The sequence below is a fragment of the Burkholderia thailandensis E264 genome, assembly GCF_000012365.1.
GTDB classification, from domain to species: domain Bacteria; phylum Pseudomonadota; class Gammaproteobacteria; order Burkholderiales; family Burkholderiaceae; genus Burkholderia; species Burkholderia thailandensis.
Genome location: NC_007650.1, coordinates 1,654,300 through 1,681,083 on the forward strand (window position 1 = coordinate 1,654,300; position 26,784 = coordinate 1,681,083).

22 protein-coding genes and 3 pseudogenes are annotated in these 26,784 nt (G+C 67.6%); 11 read left to right on the top strand and 14 right to left on the bottom strand.

From position 1 onward, the window contains the following. Position 1: 1 nt before the first annotated feature. Positions 2 to 1,021 carry a sensor histidine kinase gene (locus tag BTH_RS07210; protein WP_025404188.1) on the bottom strand — a complete coding sequence of 340 codons (1,020 nt, stop codon included), beginning with the start codon at positions 1,019 to 1,021 and terminating at the stop codon, positions 2 to 4. Between the two features lie 304 nt (positions 1,022 to 1,325). Here BTH_RS07210 and BTH_RS30100 point away from each other — a divergent pair. Then, positions 1,326 to 1,484 (top strand): annotated as a pseudogene (locus tag BTH_RS30100) (integrase core domain-containing protein); the annotation flags it as partial. 62 nt (positions 1,485 to 1,546) lie between these two features. Here the strand turns inward: BTH_RS30100 and BTH_RS07215 are convergent. Next, a pseudogene (locus tag BTH_RS07215) lies at positions 1,547 to 1,990 on the bottom strand (MFS transporter); the annotation flags it as partial. A gap of 1,123 nt (positions 1,991 to 3,113) precedes the next feature. On the opposite strand from BTH_RS07215, the gene BTH_RS07220 reads away from it, so the two are divergent. Further along, positions 3,114 to 3,392: a hypothetical protein gene (locus BTH_RS07220; protein ID WP_308411103.1), complete on the top strand. Its 279-nt coding sequence runs from the start codon at positions 3,114 to 3,116 to the stop codon at positions 3,390 to 3,392. A 123-nt stretch (positions 3,393 to 3,515) separates the two neighbouring features. Here the strand turns inward: BTH_RS07220 and BTH_RS07225 are convergent. Next, positions 3,516 to 3,743, bottom strand: a pseudogene (locus tag BTH_RS07225) (DUF6683 family protein); the annotation flags it as partial. A 34-nt stretch (positions 3,744 to 3,777) separates the two neighbouring features. Then, positions 3,778 to 4,272, bottom strand: a complete 495-nt coding sequence (locus BTH_RS07230) for a GFA family protein (RefSeq protein WP_009897170.1) — start codon at positions 4,270 to 4,272, stop codon at positions 3,778 to 3,780. Between the two features lie 244 nt (positions 4,273 to 4,516). On the opposite strand from BTH_RS07230, the gene BTH_RS07235 reads away from it, so the two are divergent. Further along, a complete protein-coding gene (locus BTH_RS07235) occupies positions 4,517 to 5,818 on the top strand; it encodes a UDP-N-acetylglucosamine 1-carboxyvinyltransferase (RefSeq protein WP_009897172.1) in 1,302 nt (433 codons plus the stop codon). A 58-nt stretch (positions 5,819 to 5,876) separates the two neighbouring features. On the opposite strand, the gene BTH_RS07240 is transcribed toward BTH_RS07235, so the two are convergent. From BTH_RS07240 to BTH_RS07250, 3 genes are all read right to left on the bottom strand, one after another. After that, the gene (locus BTH_RS07240) at positions 5,877 to 6,644 is read right to left on the bottom strand and encodes an ABC transporter ATP-binding protein (protein ID WP_009897174.1); all 768 of its coding nucleotides are present in this window, start codon (positions 6,642 to 6,644) and stop codon (positions 5,877 to 5,879) included. Positions 6,645 to 6,708: 64 nt separating this feature from the next. Next, positions 6,709 to 7,422, bottom strand: a complete 714-nt coding sequence (locus BTH_RS07245) for an ABC transporter permease (RefSeq protein ID WP_009907705.1) — start codon at positions 7,420 to 7,422, stop codon at positions 6,709 to 6,711. Then, complete coding sequence (locus BTH_RS07250) at positions 7,419 to 8,108, bottom strand: ABC transporter permease (RefSeq protein WP_009897177.1); 690 nt, start codon at positions 8,106 to 8,108, stop codon at positions 7,419 to 7,421. Before BTH_RS07250 ends, BTH_RS07245 begins: the two co-directional genes overlap by 4 nt. A 461-nt stretch (positions 8,109 to 8,569) precedes the next feature. On the opposite strand from BTH_RS07250, the gene BTH_RS07255 reads away from it, so the two are divergent. Next, the gene (locus BTH_RS07255) at positions 8,570 to 9,373 is read left to right on the top strand and encodes a lipid II flippase Amj family protein (RefSeq protein WP_009897179.1); all 804 of its coding nucleotides are present in this window, start codon (positions 8,570 to 8,572) and stop codon (positions 9,371 to 9,373) included. 204 nt (positions 9,374 to 9,577) lie between these two features. On the opposite strand, the gene BTH_RS07260 is transcribed toward BTH_RS07255, so the two are convergent. The 5 genes from BTH_RS07260 to BTH_RS07280 form a co-directional block, all read right to left on the bottom strand. Then, positions 9,578 to 10,693 (bottom strand): porin, encoded by a 1,116-nt coding sequence (locus BTH_RS07260; RefSeq protein WP_011401259.1) that lies wholly within the window; start codon positions 10,691 to 10,693, stop codon positions 9,578 to 9,580. Positions 10,694 to 10,745: 52 nt separating this feature from the next. Next, positions 10,746 to 11,159: a DoxX family protein gene (locus BTH_RS07265; RefSeq protein ID WP_009897182.1), complete on the bottom strand. Its 414-nt coding sequence runs from the start codon at positions 11,157 to 11,159 to the stop codon at positions 10,746 to 10,748. A gap of 193 nt (positions 11,160 to 11,352) precedes the next feature. Then, positions 11,353 to 12,696: a cytochrome c gene (locus tag BTH_RS07270; RefSeq protein ID WP_009897184.1), complete on the bottom strand. Its 1,344-nt coding sequence runs from the start codon at positions 12,694 to 12,696 to the stop codon at positions 11,353 to 11,355. Next, the gene (locus BTH_RS07275; protein ID WP_009897186.1) at positions 12,696 to 14,309 is read right to left on the bottom strand and encodes a GMC family oxidoreductase; all 1,614 of its coding nucleotides are present in this window, start codon (positions 14,307 to 14,309) and stop codon (positions 12,696 to 12,698) included. The genes BTH_RS07270 and BTH_RS07275 overlap by 1 nt, the downstream gene beginning before the upstream one ends. Further along, positions 14,309 to 14,824 carry a sugar dehydrogenase complex small subunit gene (locus BTH_RS07280; protein ID WP_009897187.1) on the bottom strand — a complete coding sequence of 172 codons (516 nt, stop codon included), beginning with the start codon at positions 14,822 to 14,824 and terminating at the stop codon, positions 14,309 to 14,311. Before BTH_RS07280 ends, BTH_RS07275 begins: the two co-directional genes overlap by 1 nt. Positions 14,825 to 15,065: 241 nt before the next feature. On the opposite strand from BTH_RS07280, the gene BTH_RS34335 reads away from it, so the two are divergent. The 6 genes from BTH_RS34335 (at position 15,066) to BTH_RS07295 (ending at position 22,316) form a co-directional block, all read left to right on the top strand. Beyond that, the gene (locus BTH_RS34335; RefSeq protein WP_154660031.1) at positions 15,066 to 15,416 is read left to right on the top strand and encodes a hypothetical protein; all 351 of its coding nucleotides are present in this window, start codon (positions 15,066 to 15,068) and stop codon (positions 15,414 to 15,416) included. 168 nt (positions 15,417 to 15,584) lie between these two features. Continuing rightward, on the top strand, positions 15,585 to 15,971 hold the full coding sequence (locus BTH_RS30120) for a hypothetical protein (RefSeq protein ID WP_009897189.1): 387 nt from the start codon (positions 15,585 to 15,587) through the stop codon (positions 15,969 to 15,971). A 389-nt stretch (positions 15,972 to 16,360) separates the two neighbouring features. Further along, complete coding sequence (locus BTH_RS07285; RefSeq protein WP_025404189.1) at positions 16,361 to 17,971, top strand: S8 family peptidase; 1,611 nt, start codon at positions 16,361 to 16,363, stop codon at positions 17,969 to 17,971. Positions 17,972 to 18,496: 525 nt separating this feature from the next. After that, positions 18,497 to 18,661, top strand: coding sequence for a hypothetical protein (locus BTH_RS34340; protein ID WP_167316230.1), 165 nt, complete (start codon positions 18,497 to 18,499; stop codon positions 18,659 to 18,661). 44 nt (positions 18,662 to 18,705) lie between these two features. After that, positions 18,706 to 21,495, top strand: coding sequence for a magnesium-translocating P-type ATPase (gene mgtA, locus BTH_RS07290; protein WP_009897192.1), 2,790 nt, complete (start codon positions 18,706 to 18,708; stop codon positions 21,493 to 21,495). 77 nt (positions 21,496 to 21,572) lie between these two features. Beyond that, a complete protein-coding gene (locus BTH_RS07295; protein ID WP_009897194.1) occupies positions 21,573 to 22,316 on the top strand; it encodes a transporter in 744 nt (247 codons plus the stop codon). A 125-nt stretch (positions 22,317 to 22,441) separates the two neighbouring features. On the opposite strand, the gene BTH_RS07300 is transcribed toward BTH_RS07295, so the two are convergent. Then, the gene (locus BTH_RS07300) at positions 22,442 to 22,852 is read right to left on the bottom strand and encodes a DNA-binding protein (RefSeq protein ID WP_009897197.1); all 411 of its coding nucleotides are present in this window, start codon (positions 22,850 to 22,852) and stop codon (positions 22,442 to 22,444) included. A 10-nt stretch (positions 22,853 to 22,862) separates the two neighbouring features. Beyond that, on the bottom strand, positions 22,863 to 24,281 hold the full coding sequence (locus BTH_RS07305; protein ID WP_009897198.1) for a PLP-dependent aminotransferase family protein: 1,419 nt from the start codon (positions 24,279 to 24,281) through the stop codon (positions 22,863 to 22,865). Between the two features lie 178 nt (positions 24,282 to 24,459). On the opposite strand from BTH_RS07305, the gene BTH_RS07310 reads away from it, so the two are divergent. After that, entirely contained in the window at positions 24,460 to 26,784 is a 2,325-nt protein-coding gene (locus BTH_RS07310; protein WP_009897203.1) for an FdhF/YdeP family oxidoreductase, read from the top strand.

Consider the following 26,784-nt stretch of genomic DNA (forward strand, 5'->3'; position numbering starts at 1 on the left):
GTCAATCGATCGGAATTTGCAAGGTCGCGGTCACGCCCCGCGTGGCGCCGGCCGTCGCGCCCACCGACACGCGGCCGCGCTCGCCGTGGAGGCTCTTGATGCGCGCGACGACGTTGGCCAGCCCGACGCCGCCGTGCAGTTTGGTTTCGCCGTTGCCGAGGCCGACGCCCGTGTCGATCACGCTCAGCTCGAGCAGCTTGCCGTTGCGCCTGCCGCTCACGCGGATCTCGCCGCCGTCGATCGACGGTTCGATCCCGTGCAGCAACGCGTTCTCGACGAGCGGCTGCAGCAGCAGCGGCGAAAACGCGAGCTCGCGCAACGACGCGGGCACGTCGATCGCATAGCGCAGCCGCTCGCCCAGCCGGATCGACGCGATCTGCAGCAGCGCCTCGACGAGTTCGAGCTCCTCGCCGAGCGTCGACGTCGCCTTGCGGGTGCGCCCGAGGCTCGCGCGCAGGTATCGGTTCAGGCTGTCGAGCATCGTCGACGCGCGCGCCGGATCGCGCTCGATCAGGCTCTGCACGTTTGCGAGCGTGTTGAACAGGAAATGCGGCTCGATCTGCGCCTGCAGCAGCGCGAGGCGCGCGGCCGTCTCCGCCTGGCGCGCCTCCGCCGCCTCACGGCGCTGCGTCTCGAGCGACGCACGCATCCGCGCCGCCTGCATGAACAGCGAAAGGAACGCGCAGGCGATGCCGGCCACCGCGAACGACGATCCGTACGCGAACCACTCGCGAACGCTCGCGCGCCCGATCAGGTGCGGCACGTGCCCGATCGTCGACGCCGTGATCTCGAAGCCGGCGAGCACGCTGACGGGCGCGATGATCAGCACCTTCGGCACCACCGCGAGCTTGCCGCACATCAGCTTGTCGGCGAACAGGCTGAGCGGCAGCGCGGACAGGCCGATGCCGTTCGCGAGCACGAGATAAGGCAGCACCGCGTCGTCGCGGCGGTTCGCCCATGAGCTCAGGCCGACGATGCAGTTGAACAGGACGAGCCCGGCCAGCCCCAGCATCCTGCGCATCGGCCGCGGGGCGCCGGAGTCGGCCGTCCGCGCGGAAAAGAAGGAATGGAGCCGGCTTTGCATGGTGTCGAACGGGGCATGTGCGTGAACGCATACGGGCGCGATACCGCAACCATAACGCAGGTGCGCATCGACGGCGCCGCGTGCGACGAACGGCGCCGGCGCGCGACGAGGCGCCGCTGCATCCGACGCGCCGCGACGCCACGGTGACGATTGTAGTGGAACGCCGCGCCGGTTCGGCGCATCGGATGCGGCGGGCCGGCCGGGATGCCGGCCACTCGTCGCCTGTCTGTCCGGTGCCGTGGTTTACCTGCGAGCTTACGAGTCGGTCAGCCATGCCCGGCGCTCCATCGGCGAGTACATCAACTTGTACAACCGGAAACGGCCCCATTCGAGCCTGGCGGATCGGACGCCGGATGAGGCATACTTCGCGACGCTGCCTGCGATCAAATCGGCAGCATGATTGCCTCGGACGTTCCACTTAAAAATCTCAGAAAACTGTCCGAACGAGTGAGGCCACCTCTATGCGGCGCTGCGCGCGAGCTCGATGACGCCGTTCGCGCGCCCGAGCTCCGCGCGCTCGACGAGCGCGCAAACCAGCGCCGGCGCGGCCACGCTGTACGCGACGGTCCCGCACGCGCCGACGAAGCCGAGCATCGCGAGCGACGGCAGCGTCAGCGCGTGCGATGCAAGCAGCGCCAGCGCGACGGCGAGCGCGAGCGCGCGCAGGCCTTCGGCCGCGGCCATGATCCGTTTGCGCGAGTGCCGATCCGCCCACACGCCGAGCGGAATCGACAGCAGCAGAAACGGCAGAGTCTGCGCCGACTGCAACAGCCCGGTGTCGCTCGCGCTCGCGCCGAGCGTCAGCACGGCGACGAGCGGCGTCACCGCGAGGCCGATCTGCTCGGCCGACTGCGCGGCGAGATTCGACAGCGCGAGGCGCCGGAATGCAATGGGAAGGCGGGTCATCGTTGCACCTCGTTCGGGGTCGTTCGACAAGAGATGCCCCGCACGTTACGCAAGCCCGCCACGCGACGCACTCCACTTGTTGCGGGCCAATCCGGCTCGCGCGCCGCGTCAAGCCGTGTCCCGATCGGCATCGCACGTGCAGGATCGGGCCACGCCGGATCGCACCGGAGCGACGCGGCGCGCGGCGATCCCCGGCTCGCGACGACCCGCCGCCGCGCGTTCGTCGCGAAGCCGCCATTCGCCGTCCCCGCATCGCCGTCCTCGCATCGCCGTGCCCGATCGCTGCGGCGGCAACGGCGGCGATCCCGAAGGGAAGATGCTGTATCGCGTGAAGCGAAGAACGCGCGCAGGCGCACCCGCTTCGGCACGTGCACGCAAGAGGGGCGAGAGCGCCAAGGCCGCGCCGTGCGCCGTGCGCCGGACGGCGGCGGCAAGAAGCCGCAGAGCCGGCGGACGACCGGCTCGCCAAACCGGAAGACCGCTCCGAGGCCGACTTTCGCTACCCCACGCGTGAATCCCGGGCATTGAAAGCTCCGTTGGTTCAATCGGGGGCGGCAGCCCCGTCAAACCGCGGCCGCGCGTCAAACAATCTATGACATTCGCCGCCCGCCGATTTGAACGTGCTTAACAGTCATCGAGCGCGGTCTTTGCCATCATGAGGTCAACGAACACGAATACGAGCGCGACGGGGCCACCGTTAGCATGCACCCTACGCCAAGCGGCCGAAGAGCCGCGCGGCGTAGGCTAACGGTTTCGATCGCGTCATCCAGCGTGGCGGATCACCCCCCGCCGTTTCGCCTCGATTCTTTGCAGCCCCACTCAGCAGCCCACATCAAATCGTCCGCAAGCACGCACGTCGCCCTGGCAATGCCGGGGCGACGCATTCATTCGTCCGCGCGGCGGCACGCGCACGCATCGCATACGCATACGCCGTTGCGATTGGCAAACTCCTTAACATCTTGTTTCCGAATTGCCGGAACATCACCGACGATGCGCACTCAGACTGGATCGTAGTACCCGTTGAAATCCGATTCACGAATCACGACCAGAGGGAGATAACGTGAAATACTTACCGCTCATCGCATTGATCGCGGCAACGTCGGCGAGCGCCGCGGGCGCCGGCATCCAGAACGTGGGACAAAGCCAGAAGCCCGCGCAGGACGTCTCGGCCTGCATCGCGAAGACCTGGGCCGACAAGTCGCAACAACAGGTCGTCACGCAGAACGTGCTCGCGAACGGCCTCGCCGCCGACGTCTACGTGCCGGGCCAGCAGCCGCCGAACGGCGCGGCCGCGGTCGTGCGCCCCGCATTCTCGGGCAACGCGAAGACGTGGGTCGGCTTCCGCGCGGGCAGCGGCTCGACGGACGGCGCAGCCGCGGGCGACATCAACAGTTGCCTGTAACGCCCGACGCGCCTGCAACGCAGGCGTGACATGAACCGAAACGCCGGCACGACGAAAGTCGCGCCGGCGTTTCGCGCATCTGCCGCGGGCGCTGCCGCGCCTCGATGCGTGCGCGCGCCGCCGTCATCGAGTCACCCCGTGTTCCGTCAATCGCAATCCCTTCACGTCGCCGCCGATCATCTTGCGCGTCGAAAGCCGCGCGCCGTCACGCAGCGGATCGAGCGCCGGCACGTTGCCGCTGCGCCGCACATCGTTGCGCGCGGTGACGGCGAACATCGCCGGACACGTGGGCGTTTCGGCGAGCCGCTGCTTGTCCGCGTCCGGCATCGCGCGAACGCGCGCATCTCGAGCGCGACGCTTCGCGCACGACGTGCCGCCGGCGCCGCTAGCGCTCCCGTTTCGCACGCAACGCCGCGCGCCGCCTGAGGCTCTCGGCCGACCAGACCTCATCGGACGAGTAGTATTCGGGCACGGCGCGTGCCTCGGGCGGCAGGATCACCCACGGCTGCTTGGTCGACGTGAAGATATGAATATCGGGCGACAGGCGATCCGGCTCGTCGAGCGTGCCGACGCGAACGAAGCTCACCGCGCCGCCGCCGCCCGCATAGTGGCTCCACACCGCGATGCGGCAGTGCGGGCAGCGCGCGATCTTCTGGCCCTTGCCGCTGTTCGACGGCGTATCGACGATGTCGACTTCGCCGCGCAACAGCAGCAAGCGGTCCGATTCGATCAGCGCGTTCAGCGCGAACGCGGTGCCGGTTTCCCGCTGACACCAGCGGCAATGGCAGCAATGCACGATGAGCGGCCGGGACGTCATCCGGTAGCGCACCGCGCCGCATGTGCAACCACCTTCGTAGTTCGGGGAATCGCCGGTTTGCATGCGTCGCCTCGCTTAAAAAGGGCACGACTGCCAATGCGTCGCGCAATGCGATGATCGCGCTTCGCGCGATGCGTGTGAAGCGGCCGCCGCGTGCGCGCCCGCCAGCCCGCCAGCCCGCCCGTGCCGCCCGCGTTGCGCCCCCGTTTGCCGCCGCGCGCCGCGCCGCACGGCGAATCTGCGAAATCCTCGCGATCGGTGGCATGATATCGACCTTGCGCGTCATTACATCCATCTGCATCCGAACATGTCGAACCTGATCGTCCACGGCGGCGCCCCGCTTCGCGGAGAAATCACGCCGTCCGCCAACAAGAACGCCGTCCTGCCCATCCTGTGCGCGACGCTCCTCACCGACCAGCCGCTGCGGCTCGTCGGCGTGCCGGACATCACCGACGTCCGCAAGATCCTCGACATCTTCCGCACGCTCGGCAGCGACGTCGCGATCGACTACGCGACGGGCGTGCTCGACCTGCACCACCGCGCGACCGCGTTCGATCCGGCCGTCCACCGGCTGCCGGAGGAGATGCGCTCGTCGATCATGCTGGTGCCGCCGCTTCTCGCGCGCTTCGGCGTCGCGCGGCTCGAGAACGACGTGAAGGGCTGCACGCTCGGCGTGCGCGAGATCGATCCGCACGTGGAGGTGTTCGAGCGCTTCGGCGCGCGGATCGAACGCACGCCCGATTCGCTGATCGTGCGCGCCGACGGCCCGCTCGCGCCGAATCATCACTGGCTCGACTACGCGTCCGTCACGACGACCGAGAATTTCGTGCTGTGCGCGGCGTCGGCGAACGGCACGTCGACGCTCGTCAACGCCGCGTCGGAGCCGCACGTGCAGGAGTTCTGCCGGTTCCTCGCGATGCTCGGCGTGCCGATCGAGGGCATCGGCACGTCGCACCTGAGCGTTCAGGGCGGGCGCGCGCTCGCGGGCGGCGAATACCGCTTCAACGAGGACTTCCACGAGATCGCGACGTTCCTCGCGCTCGGCGCGATCACGGGCGGCGACATCGCGGTGCGCAACGGCTCGCCCGAGCAGTTTCCGCTGATCGATCGGACCTTCGCGAAATTCGGCGTGCGGGTCACGCACGAGAACGGCTGGTCGCATGCGCTGCGCGACGGCCCGCTGAAGGTCAAGCAGCCGTTCACCCGCAATATCCTGACGAAGGTCGAGGCCGCGCCGTGGCCTTACCTGCCCGTCGATCTGCTGCCGATCTTCATCGCGCTCGGCGTGCAGGCGCAAGGCAGCGTGATGTTCTGGAACAAGGTCTACGACGGCGCGATGGGCTGGACGGGCGAGCTCTCGAAGTTCGGCGCGCACGTGTTCCTGTCCGATCCGCATCGGCTGATCACGTTCGGCGGGCTGCCGCTCAGCCCGGCGCGCGTCGAGAGTCCGTACATCATCCGCGTCGCGATCGCGCTCTTGATGGTCGCGGCGAGCATCGACGGACGCTCGGAAATCCTGAATGCGCAGCCGATCCGGCGCGCGCATCCGCGCTTCGTCGAGAATCTGCGCTCGGTCGGCGCGAACGTCGAGTGGACGAGCGGCGAGTAAGCCGCCTTGCGGCGGCGCGCACGATCGCGGCATGCGCGCGCCGCCTGCCGGCTGCCGGCTACTTGAGCCGGCCCGACAGGAACTGCGACAGCCGCTCGCTCTTCGGATTGACGAGCACGTCCTGCGGATGCCCCTCCTCTTCGATCCGCCCCTGGTGCAGGAAGACCACGTGATTCGACACGTTGCGCGCGAAGCCCATCTCGTGCGTGACGACGATCATCGTGCGCCCTTCTTCCGCCAGCGCCTGCATCACCTTCAGCACTTCGCCGACAAGCTCCGGATCGAGCGCCGACGTCGGTTCGTCGAACAACATGACTTCCGGCTCCATCGCCAGCGCCCGCGCGATGGCGACACGCTGCTGCTGGCCGCCCGACAGGTGCGACGGGTACTTCGCCTCGACGCCCGGCGCGAGCCCCACCTTCTGCAGATACTTGCGCGCCCGCGCTTCGGCCTGGTCGCGCGGCAGGCCGAGCACGCTGATGGGCGCCTCGATCACGTTCTCGAGCACCGTCATGTGCGCCCACAGGTTGAAGTGCTGGAACACCATCGCGAGCTTCACGCGCATCCGCTGCAATTGCTTCGGATCGCCGATCTTCGGCGCGCCGCGCCCGTCGCGCGTCACGCGGATCGACTCGTCGCCGAGCGTGATCGTCCCCGAGCACGGCTGCTCGAGAAAGTTGATGCAGCGCAGAAACGTGCTCTTCCCCGAGCCGCTCGAGCCGATGATGCTGATCACGTCCCCTGCCTTCGCCCGCAACGAGATGCCCTTGAGCACCTCGTTGTCGCCGAATTTCTTGTGCAGGTCGTCCACTGTCAGCTTGTACATTCGCCGTCGTCCTTGATCGTCGTTGTGCTTCGTTGATCGATGCCGCGCGCGACGCGCGCGCCGGTCAATGCCCCTGCGGCCTCAGATACGCGAGCCAGCGCGCCTCCATCCTGCGGAACACCCAGATCAACGCGAACACGATGAGGGCATACAGCGCGGCCGCGATTCCGTACGCCTGAAACGATGCATAGGTTGCCGAATTGACGTCGCGCGTGACTTTCAGGATGTCGGGCACCGTCGCGGTGAACGCGAGCGTCGTCGCATGCAGCATCAGGATCACTTCGTTGCTGTAGCTCGGCAGCGCGCGGCGCAGCGCCGACGGCAGGATCACCCGCGTGTACAGCTTGAAGCGCGACATCCCGTACGCAAGCCCCGCCTCGATCTCGCCCGGCGCCGTCGATTTGATCGCGCCCGCGAAGATCTCCGTCGCATACGCGCATTCGTTCAGCGTGAACGCGAGCAGCGTGCAGTTCATCGCGCTCCGGAAGAAGCTGTCGAGCCACGCGTGGTCGTGCACGACGCTCAGGCTATAGATGCCCGTGTAGCAGAGCAGCAGTTGCACATAGAGCGGCGTGCCGCGGAACACGTACGTATAGAGCCACACCGCGCCCGATACCGCGCGGTTGCGCGACGCGCGCGCAACCGCGAGCGGCACCGCGAGACCGAAGCCGAGCCCGATCGACACGACGAGCAGCCACAGCGTGATCGCGAGGCCACTGATTCGGTAGCCGTCGCTGAACAGGTAGTTCTGCCAATATTGACCGATGATCTGAATCACAGCGCCAGCCTCCGCACACCCGCCGAATAGCGTTTTTCGAGGTACATCAGCACGACGTTCGACAGCGTCGTGATCGCGAGATAGATCGCGCCCGCCGCGAGCGTGAAGAAAAAGAAGTTCAGCGTGCTCTTGCCCGCGTCCTGCGACGCCTTCACGACGTCGGCCAAGCCGATGATCGACACGAGCGCCGTCGCCTTCACGAGCACCTGCCAGTTGTTGCCGATGCCGGGCAGCGCAAAGCGCATCATCTGCGGAAACATGATCCGCGCGAAGACGCGCCACGAACCCATGCCGTACGCGAAGCCCGCTTCGAGCTGCCCGCGCGGCACCGCGAGGAACGCGCCGCGAAACGTCTCGGTGAAGTACGCGCCGTAGATGAAGCCGAGCGTCAGCACGCCGGCGACGAACGGGTCGATGTCGATCTGATCGATGCCGAGCATGTCGGTCGCGTTGTTCAGCAGGATCTGGATGCCATAGAACAGCAGCAGCATCAGCACGAGATCCGGCACCGCGCGAATCAGCGTCGTGTAGAACGTGCCGACGCTCGCCAACGCGCGATTGGACGACAGCTTGGCGGCCGCGCCGGCGAGCCCGAGCACAAGCGACGCGGCAAGCGAAAGCACGGCGAGCTTGACCGTCTCGATCGTGCCGGCCCACAGCAGCGGGCCGAAGCCTTGAAAGAGCATCTGCGATTTCCTCGATGTGCGCGGGCGCGGCGCGCCGCCGCCATGAAGCGGGCGTGCAACCTGTCCGTCGGGTTTCCGGAAGCTTACGAACGGTTTCGATGCGCCGATTCAGGCCGCGCCGAAGTTGTATGTACAACTTTGCGTCGACCGATTTTGCCCGGCAATCAGTGTTTTTCTCTAATGTTCAATCGAACGCATCATGCTCAAGCGCGACGCGCGGGCCGCGGCGGTCGATTGTGCGGACATCGAAAGGAATCGGCCGCGGTGGGCGACGCGCCGCGCGCATGCGGGGCCGTGCCGTGAAAACCGGCGGTAAACCGCCGACGGTGCCCGGCGACAACGCGCAACGGCGCTCTTCCGCATTCGGCGGAAACGGGCTGCGCGCGGGACCGAATCGTCGGCGCCCGGAGCGACGGCGCGCTCCTGTACACTCGGCCCCTCGGCTCACTCGCTGCGACGATATGGATACTCAGCTTTGGATCATCTGCGGCCTGACGTTCGTCATTCACGTCATCGCCACGCTGGCTTATGCCGTGCGAATTGCAGGCGTTCGCACGCGCCGTATCGCCGTGTCGTTTTCCCTGTTCGGCATCATCGCGCTGGTGTCCAGAACGGCCAATTCCTTTCAGGGGCCATTCATCGCGAAGCGCGTCGAGCTTGATATCGCTCAACACCTCGGCCAGGGTTTGCTTGCCGACTTCAGACTCTTCCTGCTGACTGCCACGGTCGCGAGCATTGTCGGAACGCTGCTGATCCCCACGTTCCAGCGCTATGTCAGCCGCGCGGTGCATCACTTCCAAGCGAACCGTTCGATTCCCCGTCTGCTGCTTCGCATTTTCAGCCGCGGGGGCGTCGGCTACATCCGGGACGGAGCGCGGCTGCCCTCCCGGCGAAACGTCACCCAACTGGCGACAGGCACGGGAGTGTCCTGGCAAGTGATCGTGCTGAACGTCCTCGCCATGGCGATCTGGACGGTCGGCGTCTTCGCGTCCCTTTACGCCGGCTACCTGAAGCCGGAGTTGCGGGTGACATGCGCGAACCTGTCGTCGATCATCAACGGATTCGCGACGGTGGCACTGGCGGTCGTCATCGATCCGCAGGTATCGGTGATGACCGACGACGTCATCGAGGGCCGTCTCCGCGAAAATCACTTCCGCCGCGCCATCACGACGCTGGCGGGCGCGCGGGTGCTCGGCACGCTGTGCGCGCAAGCCGCACTCGTTCCCGCGGCATTCGTCATTGTCCGCGTCGCCGAGCTCATCTAGGGTTCGCGGCGAGCGCGTCGGTCGGCCGCAACGGCCCGGCGCCGGCGTTCGGCGCGATCGAGGCGCGGCCGCACGGGCGTTTTCGCCGATCCGCTTCGGCGCGACAGGCGGGCCCTTTTGCTCGAAGCGCAATACGGAAGGTGAAGAAACGGCTCCGGCGTGCCGGCCAAAGCCCTTCCTTTTCCGTATCGCGCGCTTCGCGCGTCAGAACGTATGCATCATCCCGGCATACGCGCCCGTTTGCGATTCCCCCGCGAGCGGGCTCGTGTTCGGCGTCGCGTCGCGCGGCGTCGCGAGCAGCGAGAAGTTCGAGTTCCCGCCGTTGCGCACGTAGGCGAGCGTGCCGTACAGGAAAGTCCGCTTCGACAGGTTGTAAGTCGTCCCCAGCGCATACATGGTCGCGTGGCCCGACGGATCGTGCGACGCGTCACTGCCGTCGCCGCCGCGCACGCGCACGTAGTAGCCGCCGCCCGTCACCGCCCATTGCGGGGTGGCCTGATACGTCGCGCCGAGCCAGAAGTGATCGGCGCGATCCGCGAGGCCCGCCGGCGTATCCGGTGCGGAGTAATGCGTGTAGGCGCCCTGGATCTTGAACTTCTGCACCTTCACGTTCGCGCCGACGAAATACTCGCGCGAGCTGGAGAAGATGTTGCTCATCCGGCCGTTGCTGTCGCGCAACTCGTCGTACATGCCGCGCACGTCGAGCATCGGCGAGTGATACGAGATCATCACGCCGTCGGAGCGGCCGAAGTCGCCCTGCGCACCGTAGTTGAAGCCGCGCGACTGATTGCCGAACGCATACTGCGCCTGCACGTCGAAGCCGCCGAACACCGGGCTGTGGTACTCGACGTTGTTGCTCGTCTGCTGCCAGTTGCGCCCGCGCACGAGCGACGCCGACGAGAACGCCTGCTGGACGAACGGATCGAATTCCCACACGCCGTCGCTGTCGATGAAGAGGTTGCGGCCCGCCTGCAGCGTGCCCCACGTGTCGTTCTTCAAGCCGACGTACGCACGCCGCGACCACATCCGGCCGCCGCCCGTCGTGCCGTTCATCACCTGGAACGCGGTCTCCAGGTTGAAGATCGCCGACGTGCGGCCGCCCAGATCCTCGGCGCCTTTCAGGCCGAACATGCTCGTGCCCCAGTCGCCGCTCTCGGCGCTCCAGCGCGACGCGCTGCCGCCCGAAGGATTCGCGATGTGATTCAGATATTCGACGCCGCCGTCGACGCGGCCGTACAGCGTGACGCTCGTCTGCGCGCACGCGAGCGCCGGCCCGGCCGCGACGAGCGCGACCAGCATTCTTCTCGATTGAAAACCCATTGTTCTCCGCCTGTTGTCTTCTCTCAGGTTCAACACACGTCCGGCGCGCCGCTCAGCCGCGATCGAGCGAATAGCGTCCGGGGCCAGCCGCGCACAGGGCGAGCAAGCCGCCCGTGATCGCGATGTTCTTGTAGAAGTGGATCATCATGTTCATCTGCTCGGCAGCGGGCATCGACCAGTAGTGATGGCCGATGAACGCGGTGCCGACCGTGTAGAGGCCGAGCAGCAGCGCGAGCGGACGCGTGCAGAAGCCGAGCAGGATCGCGATGCCGACGAAGAACTCCATGACGATCGCGACGACCGCCGCGATCGACGGCAGCGGCGTGCCTTCGGCGCCCATGAACTGAACCGTGCCCGAGAAATTCAGCAGTTTTTCCCAGCCGAAGATCACGAACAGGATGACAAGCAGGATGCGGGACAGCAGCAGAAGGAGATCTTTTTGAGGCGCAAGAAAAGTCTGTCTCATTGTCGTTGATAGCCGGATGCGGGCGCCGTGCGCGCTGCGCGCGACGCATCGCGCACGTGCCGGTTGCGAACCGAGGCGGCGCGCGATGCGCGTCACGCGCGAGGCGCCGCCTCCCTGTCGACTGCGACCTGCCACCGGACGGCCGCCCGGTGCGATGCCGTCCTCCCTGATCGCCGGATAACCGACTCGTACGTTACTGCGCGGCGCGCAGCTTCGCAACGTCCTGCTCGCTCACCTTCGCCGCCGGATTGCCGAATTGCGCGGTCAGGTAGTTCGCGAGCGCGGCGATCTGCGCATCCGACAGCTCGCGCCTGAACGCCGGCATCCCGACATCCTCGCCGCCCGCCTTGCGCGCGACGCCGTTCAGGATCACCTGCACGAGGTTCGTCGGATTCGGCGCGCCGACCGTCGAATTGTGGAGGAGCGGCGGATAGTAGCCGTCCGGCGTGCCCTTGCCCTGCATCTGGTGGCAGCTCGCGCAATTGCCGAGATAGAGGCGCGCGGGATCGATGCCCGTCGCGGCGAGCGCGACGCCGCGCAGCCGGATTCCGTCCTCGGCCGGCTTGCCCCATGCGGAGCGCGCCTTCGCGGTGCCGTCCGCGACGGCGGGCACCGTGCGGATGTACGTCGCGATCGCGCCGATATCCGCATCGGTCATCTGCGAGAAGCTGTGCTCGACCGCCTCGGCCATCGGCCCCGCCGCCTGCGCGAGCCCCGGCACGCTGCCCGTGCGCAGATACTGGACGAGTTGCTGCTGCGACCAGCCGCCGATCCCCGCGTTCGTATCCGACGTGATGTTGTAACCGTCCCAGCCGGACAGCACCGAGCCCGCGAGGAAGCTGCCGCCCGTTTCGTCGAGCGACTTCTCCTGCAGCGTGACGGCGCGCGGCGTGTGGCACGTGCCGCAGTGCGCGAGGCCCTGCACGAGATACGCGCCGCGGTTCCATTCGACGCTGCGCTCCGGCCTCGGCTGGTACACGCCTTCCTTCAGGAACAGCAGGTTCCAGATCTTGAGCGGCCAGCGCATGCTCAGATACCACGGGATGCCGTTCTTGCGCGGCGGCTGCCTGACCGGCTCGACGCCGTGCGTGAAGTACGCGTAGAGCGCCTTCACGTCGTCGTCGGTGACCTTCGCATACGACACGTACGGCATCGCCGGATACAGGTTGTCGCCGTTCTTCGCGACGCCGTGCCGCACCGCGCGCTCGAAGTCCGCGAACGTCCAGTCGCCGATGCCCGTTTCCTTGTCGGGCGTGATGTTCGTCGTGTAGATCGTGCCGAGCAGCGGCGCGCGCATCGGCAGGCCGCCCGCGAACGGCTTGCCGCCCTTCGCCGTGTGGCACGCCATGCAGTCGCCCGCGACGGCCAGATAGCGGCCGCGCTCGACGAGCGCCGCGTCGGCGGAGGGCGCGGAAGAAGCGGATGTCGCCGCTGCCGCAGACGTGGCGGCCGCGACCGGCGCGGACGAAGCCGCGACTGACAGGCCGGGCAGCGCGAGGCAGCCGGCCAGCACGAAGGAAAGCGTTCGTTTCAGCATCAGATTTCCTTCTTCAACTGGTCCGAGATCCGCAGCGCGAGCGCCGCGATCGTCAGCGTCACGTTCACCGTGCCGACCGTCGGCATCGTCGCGCTGCTGGAAATGAACAGGTTCGGATGGTCGAACGTGCGGCAATCCTTGTCGACGACCGAATCGCGCGGGTCCGCGCCCATGATCGTCGCGCCGGTGATGTGGTTGTTCGGCGCGAACTCGTCGTTGAACACGACGTCGGTGCCGCCCAGCACCTGCGCCGCGCTCGCGTAGACCTCGCGCGTGTGGGCCGCGCCGCGCTTCACGTAGTCGTCGATCGCATAGGTGATTTCGGGGCGCGGAATGCCGATCGCGTCGGTCGCGGTCTTGCTCGGCACGATGCGGTTCTCGGGCTGCGGGAGGATCTCGTGGAAGCAGTCGAACTGCACGTAGCGCGCGGAGCGGTCGCGGATCTGCGCGTCGAGTTCGGCAGGCTTGAGCAGCTTGCCGGCCTTGAAGATCTTCTGCGTTTCCTGGTCGATGCGCGACAGGTTCGACAGGTGGATCTTCTTCGCCGCCTCGGTCGCGCGGAACGGGCCGTCGCGAAAGCCGATCAGCGACGTCATCTCCTGCGGCCCGCGGCCGGGCCACAGCTTCTCGCTCGCGTAGAACGACACGCCTGTGCCCGGGTGATCCATCAGGTTGCGGCCGACCATGTCGGAGCTGTTGCCGACGCCGTTCGGGAAATCGTGGCTCGTCGACATCAGCATCAGCTTCGGCGTCTCGATGCCGTTCGCGGCGAGCACGAAATACTTGCCCTCGACGCGGTGCTCGGCGCCCTTCGGGTCCTTGTAGAGCGCCGCGACGATCTTCTTCTGCGGGCCCACCTCGAGCTTGTGGACGACCGCGTTCTCGATCAGCTTCGCGCCCGCCTGCTCGGCCTTCTCGACGTGAACGATGCCGTTGTACATCGCGCCGATCGGGCAGATCGGCATGCAGTTGTTGTTCCCGCAGCAGGTCGGCCGTCCGTCGTACGGACGGCTGTTGCGCGCGACGGGCTCGGTCACGACGTGGTACTTCGGATCGTGATCGTTGAGCGCGGCCTTGATCGTCCGCTCGTTGTAGGACAGCGGCAGCGGCGGCATCGGGTACGGCGCCTTGCGCGGCGACAGCAGGTCCTCTTCGGCGCCAGGCCCCCACACGCCGAGCTCTTCCTCGGCGCGCTGATAGAAATGCTCGAGATCGTCGTACTGGATCGGCCAGTCCCGGCCCACGCCGTACACGGTCTTCATCTTGAAGTCGTTCGGAATGAAGCGCCACGCGGACGCGGCCCAGTGCCACGTCGTGCCGCCCACCGCGCGAATGTACTGCGAGTTGAACTTGTGCTCGCCCTTGAGCACGAGGTAATCGTTCGGCGGCGCGTATTCCGGATGCGGCGCCCACGCGCTCGACGGATACGGCGCCATGAAATCCATCTTGTCCGGCTGGTTGCGGAAGCGCTCGACGATTTCCCAGCGCGGCATCCGCGGGCCGGCTTCGAGCAGGATCACCGATTTGCCCGCCATCGCGAGCTGATGAGCGACGATCGCGCCCGCGACGCCCGAGCCCACGACGACGACGTCGGCTTGTTGTGTTTCGGCCATCAGGCTTGCCTCTCGATCGGTTTGTCGGCCCAGAAGCCGGGTTTGTTGGGGCAGTACGAGCGGATCACGAGCATGTCGGACACGACGCCGAACATCAGCGCTTCCTCGTACGTCACCACGACGTTGTCGACGACGCCGAGATACCACGCCTCGAGAATGCGCAGCGCGAGGGCTTCCTGATCGGGCGTGAGCGCGTTCGCGGCAAGCGCGCCCGCGAGCTTCGGCAAGCGGTCGCCGAGTTCGAACGAACCCTTTTGCAACGCACGCAGCAACCGGTCGCCGACCGCGCGGTTCAGGCCACTCTTGCCGGTCAGCGCCTCGGACAGCGTCATGAATGCGTCGAGCGGCGCGGCGCTCGGCGCTTCGGCGAGCGCGTGCAGCGTCAGCGAGCCAGCGAGGCCCAATGCGGTCAGCGCCAGCGAGCGCTGCAGCCATTGGCGTCGGGTGAGCCCCCCACCCATGGGCTCGTCCGCGTCGATCGAGCGACGCGCGTGGGGATTGGTGTCGTTATTCATCGTTCCTTCTCTCTGGCGTCGGGTTCGGGAAAACGAGTCTTGATATTTCTCAAACTACGGCGCGGACCCGCAATGTACGCGTTCGTCGTGATTTGAACAATCCCTTTATAGTTCATCGAATCGTTTTGCACTCCCTTGCAATAAGGGTTGCGGCAGATTTTTCGGTTTTCGCAAGAAATTGTTTCGTAATATGGCTTGGCGGTGTCCGGACTATCTGCCTATCCGTGATAAGCAGCGCCACATGAAAGGCTCGTGGAGCCGCGCCCCGAGCGTTCCTCTCGCGGCGGCGTACGGCGCGCGGCGGGCGGCACAAGCCGCCGCGATCGGCAAAGACGGCCGGGGCGGCCGCCTGCGACGCCGAACAAACGGCACTCGCGCGTTCGGGCCGCTCTGCCAACCGCATTTTTTGATTGCGCGCGTTCGAGGCATGGTCGAAAGGCACGGGCATTTCCGCGCGCCCGCGGAAAGTCCGGCATGCAATCCGCACGACCATCCGCACGAGGGGGATCGAGCGCATGAACGACTTGCCGCGATGCTTTCCACTTCGCCCGATATCCGTATCCGCATGATCGTCTCGCACCAAGCCGCTTGAACGCGGGATCGCCGACGCGAGCGACGCGCGAACTTCCGTGCGCGCCGAAGCGGATGCCGCGCCGAACGGCACGGCCCGGGAACGCTGCCCGCTTCGGCCGCCCATACGCATGCGCCGCCGGTCGGCATTCGACGGCGGCCATGCCGCTGCGCAAGTGCGAGAGCACACATGCGCAGCGATCGGCATTGCCCGCGCGGCATCGGCCACCGCTCGATCTCGCCGGCGACGATCTTCGCCGCGATGCCGCACGAATGGCCGGCGCCTCCCTGCCGATTGCCGATGCACAAGCGCGGCGCCGGCCAAGCCTCGCGTGCCGTCTTCCACAACGCTCGCCCGGCCGATCTTCCGATGCGCACCGGCGAGCCCGTGCACGCGGCGGCCGTCCCTCGGGCGACACCCACGTATGCGGCAGCGAAGCGAGCTGAAATGAACACGCGTGCTTTTCTCGGGCAGGCCGAGCGAGCCAAGACCGGCGTCACGCCCGCCCCGCCCACTCATCGACGGCGCGGCGGCATGCCGCCGCCGTCGCGGCCGCGCATTCGATTGCCCGTTTGATACGGCCGTTCTCGGATGTTCGCGCTTATCTCAAAATCATCCTCAAAGCGGCGGGTTTCTTACACGAAAATACTCACTCTTTTGTGCGGTAAGAGACTATATTTTCCGAAAGACTATCAAGAACTGTCAAAACCAGCCGTTACCCTCACCAGTATCTCCGTTCGGGCGTCGCGCGAGCCCGACGGATTCAGGACAAGACCTGGCGACGTATCGGGATGCAACGAGGAATGACGATCGTGCTCGCGACGCCTTCACGCCACGGGTCTTGGCCGCGTTGACCGCGCATGCGGTATCGAACCCAAGAGTGGAGAGGCTTCATGAACAAGAAACATAGCAATCCTGAACAAACGCGGCGCGGCCAGGTCCGCGCCGTCGCCGGCATTCTCTCCATGTCCGTGCTCGTTCCGCTCGCCGGTTGCGGCGGCGGCGGCGACGGAGGCGCAAGCGGCACGCCGTCCGCAGCCGCCCAGCCGACGGCGCCCACGCCGGCTCCGGCGCCCGCGCCAAGTTCGGGCTCGTCGCAATCCGCGAATTCGTCCACGTCGACGGCGGCCTGCCCCGTCACGCAGGCCGCATCGACCGCCGCAAGCGAATCGCTCGCCCCCAGCACCGTCGCGTACGACGCGCCCGTCGACCATCTGATCGTCAAGCTGCAAAGCGCACCGGCGACGAGCGCATCGGGCGCGCGCATCATGGCCGCGACGAACGACGCGGCCCGACTCGATTCGCTGATTCAGCGGGTGATGTCGCAATGGAACGCGAAGAGCGGCAACGTTCGCTCGTATGCGCAGAACGTCGCGCCGATGAACGCGGTGCAGGTCGAGCGGACGATGTCGGACGGCGCCGCGCTGCTCGCGCTCGGACAAAAGATGAGCGCGGATAACGCCGGCGCTCTCGCGCAAACGTTCGCGGCCGATCCGGACGTCGCGTACGCGGAGCCCGACCGGCGCGTGTTCGCCCGCACGGTGGCGACCGATCCGAGCTACTCGCAGCAATGGAATTACTTCGATCCGACGGCCGGCATCGACCTGCCGAACGCGTGGGACGTGACGACCGGCCTGCCGAGCGTCGTCACCGCGGTGCTCGACACCGGCTACCGTCCGCATCCGGACATCATCGCGAACCTGCTGCCCGGCTACGACTTCATCTCCGACATCAACACCGGCAACAACGGCCATACCCGCAGCCCGGACGCGACCGACCCGGGCGACTGGGTCACGCAGCAGGAACTGACCGATCCGTCGAGCCCGTTCTACCAATGCGCGAGCGCGCCGTCGAACAGCAGCTGGCACGGCACGCAGGTCGCCGGCATCATCGGCGCCGCCGCGAACAACGGCATCGGCATCGCGGGCGTCAACTGGTACGGCAAGATCCTGCCCGTGCGCGTGCTCGGCAAGTGCGGCGGCACGACGAGCGATATCGCCGACGCGATGCGCTGGGCGGCGGGCATCCCTGTCGCGGGCGCCCCGACGAACCTCACGCCCGCGAAGGTGATCAACCTGAGCCTCGGCGGCACCGGCCCGTGCGGCGATACGTTCCAGCAAGCGATCAACGACGTGATCGCGCGCGGCGCCACCGTCGTCGTCTCGGCCGGCAACGACGGCCAGGCGACGACGCTGGACCGCCCGGCGAACTGCAAGGGCGTGATCTCGGTGGGCGCGACCGACAGCACGGGCCAGCGGGCGTGGTATAGCAACTTCGGCTCGGACATCACGTTGAGCGCGCCGGGCTCGAACATCCTGTCGACGACCAATGCGGGCACGACGGTGCCGACCACCGACGCGTACGGCACCCACAGCGGCACGAGCCTCGCCGCGCCGCAGGTGGCGGGCGTCGCCGCGCTGATGCTCTCGGCCAACCCGAACCTGACGCCCGCGCAGATCGCGCAGAAGCTCGCGAGCACCGCGCGGCCATCGCCGGCGACGACGTCCTGCCTCGCCCGCGCACCGGGTGCGGGCATCCTCGATGCCGGCACGGTGGTTGCGTCCGCAACGAAATAGCCGCGCGCACGCTGGCACGCAGCTCACACAGTGGCCGCCCGAACGGGCGGCCGTTCGCGTTGGCCGGCATGCGACGGCCGCCGCGCCACGCCCGAATGCCTGTGCGGGCCGCGTAAACCCACCGTAAAAAACTTGACGCTTCGCACGCCGACCCTTTACCATCGCCCCGTCTTGATACTTGGAGTGTTCCGTGAACACCGATGCGAGTTGTAGTCGGTCCTGCACCGGCTTGACTGCTGACTGAGGCATTCGCGCAGAGCCCCACGCTTCTGCCGCATCCCGGCCAGCAGGATGCGGCGTCTTTCCGGCCATCCCGGCCCGATCTTCCCGCCACGATTTTCCGAACGAATGACGCACGCGCCGCAATGCGCGCGTCGCACACGCTCGTTCCCGCGATGTACGGCCCGCGCCGTGCATGCGCGTGCACGCCCGCTCGCGCGTCGGCGGTTGCCGCAAGCGCGCCCGATGCACGCCCTTCCCGCCGTACGCCCATTCGCGTTCGGCCAACGCTAGACAGGAGTCCAGATGGAAGCAGACGACAGTAGCCGATTACCGCTCGCCGGCGCCATGCCGTTCGGCGCGCGCAACGCACGCGTCATGTCGGCTGCGCCGGCGAGCGCCCCCACCCCCCTCTTCACTCAGCCGAACGCGCGCGACGCGAAGCGGCGGGAGACGCTCGTCCGTCGATGACGTCGGCGCTCCCCGCTCGCCGCGCGCGACACACGGAGCGACCGATGACACAACGCACTCCTTCGAAACACAAGCAACGCGGATTTCTCCGTGCCGGCGCGCACGGCGACGGCGGCGATCGCCGCCCGATGCGCATCGAGCGCGAATCCGCGCAACCGCTCGCCGACACGCTCGCGAACCTGCGCACGAGCGAGCGCGGCCTCACGACGTCCGACGCCAGGGAGCGGCTGCTGCGCGACGGCCCGAACGAAATCGCGCACGACAAGCCGCCGCACTGGAGCCGGCAGCTGCTCGCGTCGTTCAACAATCCGTTCGTCTACGTGCTGCTCGTGCTCGCCGCGATCAGCTTTCTGACGGACATCTACTTCGCCGCGCCCGACGATCGCGACTACGTGAAGATCACGATCCTGCTGTCGATGGTGACGATCAGCGTGCTGCTGCGCTTCGTGCAGGAATTCCGCTCGCTGCGCGCGGCCGAGAAACTCAAGGCGATGGTCCGCACGACCGCGACCGTGCAGCGCCGCGCCGACGACGCGAGCGCGCCGATCAAGCACGACGTGCCGATGCGCGACGTCGTCGTCGGCGACATCGTGCACCTTTCGGCGGGCGACATGATTCCCGCCGACGTGCGGCTCATCGCGTCGCGCGACCTCTTCATCAGCCAGGCGGTGCTCACGGGCGAGGCGCTGCCCGTCGAGAAGTACGACACGCTCGGCGCCGTCGCGCAAAAGTCCGCCGATCCGGCGAGCCGTCACGGCGGCGGCGACGCCGGGCGCCACGATCGCCCCTCTCAAGGCGGCTCGCTGCTCGATCTCGCGAACGCGTGCTTCATGGGCACCAACGTCGTGAGCGGCACCGCGACCGCGGTCGTCGTCGCGACGGGCGGCGACACGTATTTCGGCGCGCTCGCGAAGAACGTCGTCAGCCACAAGCGGATCGAGACGAGCTTCGATCGCGGCGTATCGAGCGTCAGCTGGCTGCTGATCCGCTTCATGCTCGTGATGGTGCCGGTCGTGTTCATGATCAACGGCCTCACGAAAGGCGACTGGCTGAGCGCCCTCACGTTCGCGCTCGCGGTCGCGGTCGGTCTCACGCCCGAGATGCTGCCGATGATCGTCAGCGCGAACCTCGCGCGCGGCGCGGTCGCGATGGCGCGGCGCAAGGTCGTCGTCAAGCGGCTGAACTCGGTCCAGAACTTCGGCGCGATGGACGTGCTATGCACCGACAAGACGGGCACGCTCACGCAGGACAAGATCATTCTCGAGCATCATCTCGACGCGTCCGGCCGCAAGAACGAGGACGTGCTGCGGCTCGGCTGGCTGAACAGCTTCCATCAGAGCGGCCAGAAGAACCTGATCGACATCGCGATCGTCAACCGCGCGAACCAGCTCGGCGACTGGATCAAGCCGCAAGGCTATCGCAAGATCGACGAGCTGCCGTTCGACTTCGTGCGGCGGCGCCTGTCGGTCGTCGTCGAGGACGCTCGCGGCACGCATCTGCTCGTCTGCAAGGGCGCGGTCGAGGAGATGCTCGCCGTCTCGACGCACGTTCAGGATGACGAAGGGGTGCATCCGCTCGATTTCGCCGCGCGCAAGCGGCTGCTCGCGCAGGCGAACGCGTATAACGAAGACGGCTTTCGCGTGCTGATCGTCGCGACGCGCACGATACCGCGCGGCGACGAACGCGAACAGTACCGCACGGCCGACGAGCGCGACCTGGTCGTGCGCGGCTTCCTCACGTTCCTCGATCCGCCGAAGGAATCGGCCGCGCCCGCGCTCGCCGCGCTGCGCGAGAACGGCGTCGCCGTGAAAGTGCTGACGGGCGACAATCCGGCCGTCACGCTGAACGTCTGCCGGCAAGTCGGCCTCGAGCCCGGCAGGCCGCTCGTCGGCGCCGAAGTCGAGGCGCTCGACGACGTCGAGCTGGAGAAGGTGGTCGAGCGCACGACGGTGTTCGCGAAGCTCACGCCGCTGCAGAAGGCGCGGATCGTCAAGGCGCTGCAGGCGAACGGTCACACGGTCGGCTTCCTCGGCGACGGGATCAACGACGCGCCCGCGCTGCGCGACGCGGACGTCGGCATCTCGGTGGACAGCGGCGCGGACATCGCCAAGGAAACCGCCGACATCATCCTGCTGGAGAAGAGCCTGATGGTGCTCGAGGAAGGCGTGATCAAGGGCCGAGAAACGTTCGGCAACATCCTCAAGTACCTGAACATGACCGCGAGCTCGAACTTCGGCAACGTGTTCTCGGTGCTCGTCGCGAGCGCGTTCCTGCCGTGGGAGCCGATGCTCGCCGTGCAGATGCTCGTGCTGAACCTCATCTACGACACGTCGCAGATGCTGCTGCCGTGGGACAAGATGGACCCCGAGTTCCTGAAGAAGCCGCGCAAATGGGAGGCGGACAACATCGGCCGCTTTATGCTGTGGGTGGGGCCCACGTCGTCCGTGTTCGACATCACGACCTACGTGCTGATGTGGACCGTGTTCGGTGCGGGCGCGCTCTACCACGCGCAAGGCGGCGCGGCCGGCCAGCTCGTGATGAACTCCGGCTGGTTCGTCGAGAGCCTCGTGTCGCAGACGCTCGTCGTCCATCTGCTGCGCACGCGGAAGATCCCGTTCCTGCAGAGCACCGCGTCGCTGCCCGTGCTGCTGTCGACGACGATCGCGATCGCGATCGGCTGCTGGCTGCCGTTCTCGCCGTTCTCCGAAGCGCTCGGCTTCATCCGCCTGCCCGGCAGCTACTGGCTGTGGCTCGTCGCGACGATGGCGGGCTACATCGCGCTCGCGCAGATCGTGAAGACGCTCTACGTGCGCCGCTACAAGCGGTGGTTCTGACACCACGCGCTTCGTTTTGTCTCCCGGCCGGTGCGCGCCGCGCGCGCCGGCCGCCCGTCTCATCGAAAGGTGACGCCATGAAAAAAATGCTTCCGCTCGCCGCCGCGGGCGCCCTCTTCGCGCCCGCGGGCGCGCACGCCGACCCCCCGTTCACGTCCGACGACGCGAACACGCAGGGCGACGGCAACTGGCAGTACGAGCTGAATGTCGAGCGCACGTCGAAGCAGCCCGACATCGGCCGCCAGCAGCTCTGGAACACGACGCTCACGCGCGGCGTCGGCGAGCGCGTCGACCTGTACGTGCAGGCGCCGTACACGCACGTGCAGACGCGCTCTGACGAGGACGGCTCGGGCTTCGGCGACGTCGAGATCGGCGCGAAGTGGCGCGTGCTCGAACGCGGGCCGCTCAGCATCGCGGTGAAGCCGCGCTTCACGATGCCGACCGGCAATGACGCGCGCGGCCTCGGCAACGCTCGCGCGAACGCGGGCGCGACACTGCTCGCGCAGTACGATGTCGCGCGCTTCCAGTTGCTCGCGAACGCGGGCCTGATGTATCAGCCGAACCGGCAGGACAGCCTCGCGTCGATCTGGCAGGCGTCCGGCGCGATCATCTATCGCGCGACGGACAAGCTGCGGCTCGGCGTCGACATCGGCATTTCGCGCAATCCGGAGCGCGGCGCCGGCGCGAATCCGGCATACGTGATCGCGGGCGCCATCTATACGCCGCGCGGCTGGCTCGATGTCGACGTCGGCTACCGGCGCGGGCTCAACGATCAGATCTACGATCACGCGTTGATGGCGGGGATCACGGTGCGCTGGTGAGGGCCGCGGCCGCGGCGTGACGGAAGCGATGCCGGTTGCGGCTTGCCGGGCGCCCCGCCCTTCTTCACGCCGCCGGCCGCATCGCATCCGCGTGCGTTTCACCCGCGCGCGGCGCCACCGCCGCTTCAGGCGTCTTCGCATCGTGCGTGCGCGCCGCCGGCGAACAGCGCATCGCACCACCGCCGCCCTTGCGCCGTCAGCGCCGTGCGGCCCGCGCCGTCGTCGCGGACCATCGTCTCGGTCACGCCCGCCGCGTCGAGCCGAGTCAATGTGCGCCGCAGCGTGCTCATCGGCACGCCCGCGCGCTTGCCGAGCTTCGCAAGCGACCAAGGCGCGCCGCGCGCGTCGACGGCCGCTTCGCGCAATTGCAGCAGCACCGCCAGGATCGGCGGATCAAGGCCGTCATCGCCGGCGGCCATCTCCGCTCGCGCGTCGCACACCTGCCGCGTCGGGCGCGCCGCGCGCGCATCGCGTGCGTCGTCATCGCGATGTCCGCCGCACGCGCGACGCCCGTCTTCCGTCGCGTCCCTCTTCATCGCCCCGCCCTCATCGTTTCGCGCACACGGCGGCCAGCCGCCCGAGCGCCTTCACCGCCGCCTCGATCTGCGGCGACCACGGATAGCTGTAGTTCAACCGGATGCAGTGCCGGTAAGCAAGCGTCGTCGAGAACATGTGCCCCGGCCCGAGCGTGATCTTCTGCGCGAGCGCGAGCCGGTACAGCTCCATCGCATCGACGCCGCCCGGCAGCTCGATCCACAGCACGTAGCCGCCGCGCGGCCGCGACAGCCGCGTGCCGTCCGGAAAGAAACGCTGCACGAGCGCGGCCATCATGCTCGCCTGCTGCGCGTAGAGCTTGCGAATGCGCCGCAGATGATGATCGTAGCCGTCGTGCTTCAGGTACTCCGCGATCGCGAGCTGGTCGATCGCGGGCGTCGCGAGCGTGTTCAGGAACTTGAGCTTCTCGACCTGGTCGCGGTAGCGGCCCGGCATCGCCCAGCCGACCCGGTACGCGGGCGACAGGCTCTTCGAGAACGACGCGCAATGCAGCACGAGCCCGCGCGCATCGAACGCCTTGAGCGTGCTCGGCCTCGCGGCGCCGTAGTACAGCTCGTGGTAGACGTCGTTCTCGATCGCCGGCACGTCGTGCCGCGCGAGCAGCTCGACGAGCGCGCGCTTGCGCTCGTCCGGCATCAGAAAGCCGAGCGGATTCTGGAAGTTCGGCATCACCATGCACGCGGCGATGCGCTCGCTTGCCAGAATCCGCGCGAGCGCGTCGAGGTCGATCCCCTCGCCCGGATGCGTCGCGACTTCGATCGCACGCATCCCCAGTCGCTCGATCGCATGCAGCATCGCGTAGAACGTCGGCGATTCGACGGCGATCGTGTCGCCCGGCTTCGCGACCGCCTGCAGGCAAAGATTGATCGCCTCGGTCGCGCCGATCGTCACGACGATCTCGGCCGGATCGACCGCGACGCCGCCCTCCAGATAGCGGCGCGCGATCTGCCGGATCAGCTCCGGATTGCCGGGCGGCAGATCGTCGATCACACCCCAGCGCGTGCGCCGCCGCGCGATCGCGTGCGCATGCCGCGCGATGCGCTGCGCGGGGAACGGCGTCGCGTCCGGATACGGCGAGCCGAGCGGCACCGCGTCGTCGCGCGCGATCGAGCGCAGCGTCGATAGCACGAGCCGGCTCACATCGACGGCCGACGACACCGCGACGGGCGTCGACGCATGCAGCGCGAGCTCCGGCGCGTCCTGCCGCGCACGCACGAAGTAGCCGGACTGCGGCCGGCTCTCGATCGCGCCGCGGCTCTCGAGCACCAGGTACGCGCGCACGACGGTCGTGATGCTGAGCCGGTGCTGAACGCTCGCCTGCCGCACGGAAGGAATCCGCTCGCCCGGCCGGTAGACGCCGCGCCGGATCATCGCGTCGATGTCGTCCGCCAGTTGCTCGTAACGCTTCACCGTTCGCCCCGCTTGCCCGTTTGTCGATACGCAAGAGTACAGTTTCTTGACGCAACGCACCAGATTCAACAACTGTGCTCTTTCTCTTTTCGGCGAGGTGTGCCCCCGGCCCGCGCCGCCGCGCGCGTACGCTTCGTTGCGTCGCCGTCCCCAACCGGCGCTCAGACATTTCGACGACATGAAAACCAAGGAACCCGACGCGCGCATCGAGCCGTACGCCCATCCGGCGGGCGGCTGGGGCGCGCTCAAGCAAGTCGCGATCAACCTGTTCAAGGAAAAGGTGCCGGGCGGCAACTACCGCGCGCTGCTGCGCCAGAACCAGCCGGACGGCTTCGACTGCCCGGGCTGCGCGTGGCCCGATCGCGAGCATGCATCGACGTTCGAATTCTGCGAGAACGGCGTGAAGGCCGTCGCGGCCGAGGCGACCGCCAAGCGCGTGACGCCCGCGTTCTTCGCCGAGCATACGGTGAGCTCGCTCCTCGATCAGTCCGACTACGCGCTCGAACAGCACGGCCGCCTGACCGACCCGATGGTCTACGACGCCGCGACCGACCGTTACATGCCGATCGCGTGGAGCGCGGCGTTCGAGCTGATCGCGAAACACCTGCGCGCGCTCGACGACCCGAACCGCGCGGCGTTCTACACGTCGGGCCGCGCGAGCAACGAGGCGGCGTTCCTGTATCAGTTGCTCGTGCGCTGCTACGGCACCAACAACTTCCCCGATTGCTCGAATATGTGCCACGAGGCGACGAGCCGCGGGCTGCCGGCCACGGTCGGCATCGGCAAGGGCACGGTGACGCTCGATGATTTCGAGCTGGCCGACACGCTGCTGATCTTCGGCCAGAATCCGGCGACGAACCATCCGCGGATGATGGGCGAGCTGCGCGCATGCGCGAAGCGCGGCGCGACGATCGTGTCGATCAATCCGCTGAGGGAGCGCGGGCTCGAGCGCTTCGCGAGCCCGCAGCATCCGGCCGAAATGCTGACGATGTCGAGCACGACGATCGCGTCGACGTTCGTGCAGCCGTGCGTCGGCGGCGATCTCGCGCTCATCAAGGGCGTCGCGAAGCGCGTCGTCGAGCTCGACGACGCGGCGCGCGAGCGCGGCGACGCGCGCGTGCTCGACGTCGATTTCATCGCCGCGCACACGGCCGGCTTCGACGCGTTCGCCGCCGACCTTCGCGAGCAGGACTGGGCCGCGCTCGTCGCGCAAAGCGGCGTGCCGTACGAGCAGATCGATGCGCTCGCGCGCCTCTACGCGCGCGGCGAACGCGTGATCGCGACGTGGGGGATGGGCATCACGCAGCACAAGCATTCGGTTGCGACCGTGCACATGCTGTCGAACCTGATGCTGATGCGCGGCAACATCGGCCGTCCGGGCGCGGGCCTCTGCCCCGTGCGCGGGCATTCGAACGTGCAGGGCAACCGCACGGTCGGCATCGAGGAAAAACCTTCCGACGCGTTTCTCGACCGCCTCGGCCGCGTGTTCGATTTCGCGCCGCCGCGCGGCCACGGCTACGACGTCGTCGAGACGATCGAGGCGATGCTCGACGGCCGCATCGGCGTGTTCATCGGCCTCGGCGGCAACTTCGCGATGGCGACGCCCGACACGCCGCGCACGTGGCAAGGGCTGCGCCGTTGCGATCTCACCGTCCATGTCGCGACGAAGCTCAACCGCAGCCATCTCGTGCATGGCCGCGAAGCGCTGCTCCTGCCGACGCTCGGCCGCACCGAGATCGATCTGCAGCGCGGCGTCGCGCAGGGCGTGACCGTCGAGGATTCGATGTGCATGGTCCACGTGTCGTACGGGATGAACCCGCCGGCGTCGCCGAACCTGCTGTCGGAGATCGCGATCGTCGCGCGGCTCGGGCACGCGCTCTTCGGCAGCGAGAGGATCGACTGGCTCGGCTACATGAACGACTACGCGAAGATCCGCGACGCGATCGAGGCGAGCATCGAAGGCTTCGACGACTACAACGCGCAGATCGCGCGGCCGGGCGGCTTCCATCTGCGGGTCGCGTCGCGCGAGCGCGAATGGCTCACGCCGAGCGGCCGAGCGAACTTCGTCGTCCACGCGCTGCCCGCCGACACGCCGATCCAGCGCGCCCGCGCGCGCCACGGCAAGCGGCTGATGACGCTGATGACGACGCGCTCGCACGATCAGTACAACACGACCATCTACGCGCTCGACGACCGCTATCGCGGCGTGTTCGGCCAGCGGCGCGTCGTGTTCGCGAACCCCGACGATCTCGCGATGCTCGGCTTCGAAGCCGGCGAGCGCGTCGATCTCGAGACGGTGTGGGACGACGGGATCGAGCGGCGCGTCGAAGGCTTTCTGCTCGTCGCATACGACATTCCGCGCGGCTGCCTCGGCGCGTACTACCCGGAGACGAATCCGCTCGTGCCGCTCGACAGCGTCGGCGACGTCTGCAACACGCCGACGTCGAAGTCGATTCCGGTGCTGATGCACCGATCGGCGAGCGCCGCGGCGCGCGCCGCGTGA